This window comes from Stieleria sedimenti, assembly GCF_025060895.1.
Classification (GTDB): Bacteria; Planctomycetota; Planctomycetia; order Pirellulales; family Pirellulaceae; genus Stieleria; species Stieleria sedimenti.
Genome location: NZ_JANZKV010000191.1, coordinates 9,393 through 13,318, shown reverse-complemented (window position 1 = coordinate 13,318; position 3,926 = coordinate 9,393). Strand labels below are relative to the sequence as shown.

The window sequence follows — 3,926 nt, the reverse complement described above, 5'->3', positions numbered from 1 at the left end:
AAGCCTGCACACCAGCGGGTGATCCGAGGTGTTTCGCAGCGCTACTGCACGCTCAACTTGCGACAGTAGACCGTCGAGCCGTTAGTCACGTACAGGGTGTCGTGATTCGCCCCGGCCAGTGTGCAACTGGTCAGCGGTTTCGTCGGATCGGGCGTCGGCAGCACGCCGCAGGGGCGTCCGGTCGGATCGAAGATTTGCACACCGACCGAGCTGGTCACGTAATAACGCCCGGCTTTGTCGACCGCCATGCCATCGCCCCGCGACGCGGTCAGGTACGGTGGGGCTTCGTTGAACTTGAATTCGCCCTTGGCGTCGATCGCAAGCCGCATCGGCATGGTCGGCATTTTGGCGTCCAGGCTGCCGTCGGGGTTGACCCGGAGCGTCCAGGTGCTCTCGCCGCCGGAATCGGAAACCGCCAGCGTGCCCCCGTCGTTGGACAACGCGATTCCGTTCGGCCGCGTGATGCCGCTGTCGACCGCGGTCGTCTCGCCGGTCTTCAAGTTGATCCGCGTGACCTGTTTGGCCCGTGTCTCGGTGATGAAGGCAAATCCATCCGCGCTGACGGCCAAGTCGTTCGGCTTGACACCGCTCGCGACCACGCTGACCTGGCCGGATTTCGGGTCGATCGAAATCACTCGATCCATCGCGCCCTGACATCCATACAGCAGTCCTTCGGGACCGAACATCAACCCGCTGATCGACTCCTTGGCGATCACGGTTTGCTTGCCGTCATCGGCACTGACACGATACACCGCCGGCGCCTTCATGTCGCTGTAGAAAAAATTGCCATCGGCGTCACTGCACGGGGCATCGGCGAACCCCAGGTCCGACGCGACGACTTTCCATGATTGGCCGGGAATCAACAGGTTCAATAGCGTCAAGTCCCCACGCAGGTCACCGCTGGTGTCCAGCACGGGCTGGTGTGTCTCGTTTCGCCACAGCCATTTCATTGCTTCGGGAAAACGCGCGCTGCCGAAATCGGCATTGTGCGCGTAGCCTTCGGCCCAATCGAAACGGGTGTCGTAACCCATGTACTTCAGCGCCGATGCCATTCGCTGATTCGCCCAAGGCCAGCTTCCGAACGCGTTGTCGACATCACCGCTGGTGTCGGACATGTACACTCGGATCGGTTTCGGTTCCGTTTTACGAACCAGTGCCGGATAGACGTCGCCGCCGCGAAGGTTGGTGAAACTGCCGACATTCGAATAGACTTTTCCGAACTGATCGGGGCGCTGCCAGGCGGCCGTGAACGCACAGATCGCGCCGGAGCTGGATCCGCCGATCGCCCGCATCGCGGGATCGGACGAAAGGTTGTAGCGTTGCTCGACCGCGGGAAGGATTTCCTCCAGCAAGAATCGCGTGTAGCGATCACCCAGGCTGTCGTATTCGAAGCTGCGGTTGGAAGGCTTTTTGCCTTGGCGAGGTTTTGATTTGTGATGTCCCGGATTGATGAACACGGCGATGGTCGGAGGCATCGCGCCGCGTGCGATCAAGTTGTCAAAGACGATCGGGATCCGCCAGCGTCCCTCGATCTCACGCATCCGTTCGCCGTCCTGAAACACCATCAACGCGGCCGGCGTGTCCGCTTGGTATTGTGCCGGCACATAGATCGCCCAATCACGGATCGTGCCTGCAAAGATCTCCGACTCCCAGGGCTCCATCTGCGCGACGGTCCCCTTGGGAACCGAGTCGTCGGCAATGGCATCGGGATGCGGTTGCCACTGGGGTTTGGTTTCCGTCGATGGGATCACGGTCGACTCGGAGTCATCCGACCACAGCCAACGCAGTGCGGCCGGTAAGACTTCGCCGCCCCACTTTCCACTGTGTCCGCCTTCGGTCATCACCAGCTTGTAGTGATAGCCGGCGTACTGCAGCGCGGCCGCCATGTCCCGATTTCCCAGTGGCCAGTTTCCGTGCAGATTGTTCAAGTCATCCGTGCCTTCTTGCAGGTAAACCTTGATCGGTTTGGGAGCATCCTTCGTTTTGCGAATCAATCCGGGATAAGCCCAACCGCCGCGGATGTTGGTGAAGCTGCCGATGTGGCTGAGTACCTTGCCGAACTGATCCGGTTTTTCCCAGGCGACGGTGAACGCGCAGATGCCGCCTGACGAGATCCCGCACACTGCGCGGCGTTTGGCGTCGTCTGAAACGTGAAGTCCTTTCAACGCAACGGGCAGAAACTCATCGACGAGGAACGTTGCATAGCGGTCTCCGAGTGAATCGTATTCGAATGAACGATTGCTGCGGTCTTTCGCGCCGGGCTTGGTCGCCGGAATCGTGCCGGGGTTCACGAAGACGGCGATCGTGACCGGCATCGCGTTTTGATGGATCAGGTTGTCAAAGACCGTGGGGACGCGAAAGGCGCCGTCCGGTTTGGCGTAGTTCTTGCCGTCCATGAACACCATCAAGTTTGCCGGCTCGTTTTCGTTGTACTGCGCCGGAACGTAGACGCTGTACTGCCGCGTCGTACCAGGGAACACGCGACTGTCGGCGAACACGCCTTCGGTGAGTTTCCCTTGGGGAACGTCCGGCTGGACCTGACGATCGGACGCGTTGGATGGAGCGTCGTTCGCGGCAGACACGGTGGTCATCGCCAGCAAGACGACCAAGGCGAGTAAGGCTGTGGGTTTCATGGTGTTTCAGGAGGGCGGCGAAATGCGGGGAGGACGTGCGGGAGGCTGCACATCATCGTTTGCCGCAGACCGGTAAGCAAGTGCCGCTGGGGGGAGGTGGAAGGCATGGGGTCAAAAAATGGGTTGGTCAACAGATGGGTTGGTCAACAGATGAGTTGGTCAACAGATGAGTTGGTCAACAGATGGGAGCTGAATGCGGGAGGCATTGCGCAACCTTGTCCCACTAGCTGACTCCATTTTTTGACCAATCAATTTTTTGACCCTCTCTCCGCGCCCCAGCCGATCGCTCACCCGTCACCGCTCGAAGGGCCTCATTTCGAAATGGCTGGCGGTGGCCCAGCGACCCGAGTCCGCTTCGCCTTGATAGAACTGAAGGCTGACTTGCGGCGGTGTGGAGGCGTCTTCCGGCAGGGCCGCTGTGCCGACGGCAACCCATTCTTGTTCACCGGGTCTGCGATAAAAACCGCTCAGCTCCGATCCGTCGACGACGAATCGCAGTTGGACGGTTTCGCCGGGATAGGGAACGATTGCGATGGTGCGCGTTCGATCCTTTTCTTCGCGTCCCATCACGATGTTGGTGATGCCGTGTTCGATCTCCAACCCGATCTTGACCATCGTCGAATCGCTGTAGTACCAGACCAGGTTCGTTTGTTCCCAGCGTTTCTTCGGATGTTGCTCCAATTGCACGCGGACGTCGACGGAAGTCTGCCAGGCCCGAGGCACCGGATGAATCAGCACGTTTTTCGCGTCGTTGGCCTTGCCCCACATGTTGCCCGGTTCGACCAGAACCTGCAGGCCCGAATCGGTCAGCTTCCATCCGTCTTTGTTTTCCCGCAGCCATCGCCACTGATTTCGCATCGAACCCTGAAAGGTATCGACGATCGGTTCAGCTTCGGCCCGATCTTCCGCAGCCTGGCGTTGGGCGCCTTCGCCATCTTGGCCGACGACAACCGGCGGCGACGCATTCACCAAAATCACGATCAGACAGAGTTGTTCCAAGAGATAGGGTTTCATGTTGCTTGATGTCTACTTGCATTTCATTGCGATGACCGAAAACTTGGGCACATTGAGGTAGAGTTTACCATCAGCTTGCACCGTCGGTTCGTAGGTGATCATGTTTTCAGGGCCTGCGCTGCAAACGTCTTATCGACTTCCGCGACGATCAACTCCGCCACTTATACAATCGACGTCCCGCGCCGCGCCACATCAGAGCTTGGGGTCGCACTAGCGCACCCCAAGACCCGACTCAATGGCACGGGTATAAGCGTTGGTTTGCAGGCTTTAGCCCAATAC

General features: G+C 59.3%; 2 protein-coding genes. Both read right to left on the bottom strand.

Annotated elements, in window-relative coordinates; all coding sequences use genetic code 11:
• Nucleotides 1-41: 41 nt before the first annotated feature.
• A complete protein-coding gene (locus NZK35_RS23930) occupies nt 42-2,591 on the bottom strand; it encodes an alpha/beta hydrolase-fold protein (protein ID WP_407699820.1) in 2,550 nt (849 codons plus the stop codon).
• A 336-nt stretch (nt 2,592-2,927) separates the two neighbouring features.
• Nucleotides 2,928-3,647: a beta-xylosidase family glycoside hydrolase gene (locus tag NZK35_RS23925; RefSeq protein WP_259635047.1), complete on the bottom strand. Its 720-nt coding sequence runs from the start codon at nt 3,645-3,647 to the stop codon at nt 2,928-2,930.
• Between the last annotated feature and the right edge of the window lie 279 nt (nt 3,648-3,926).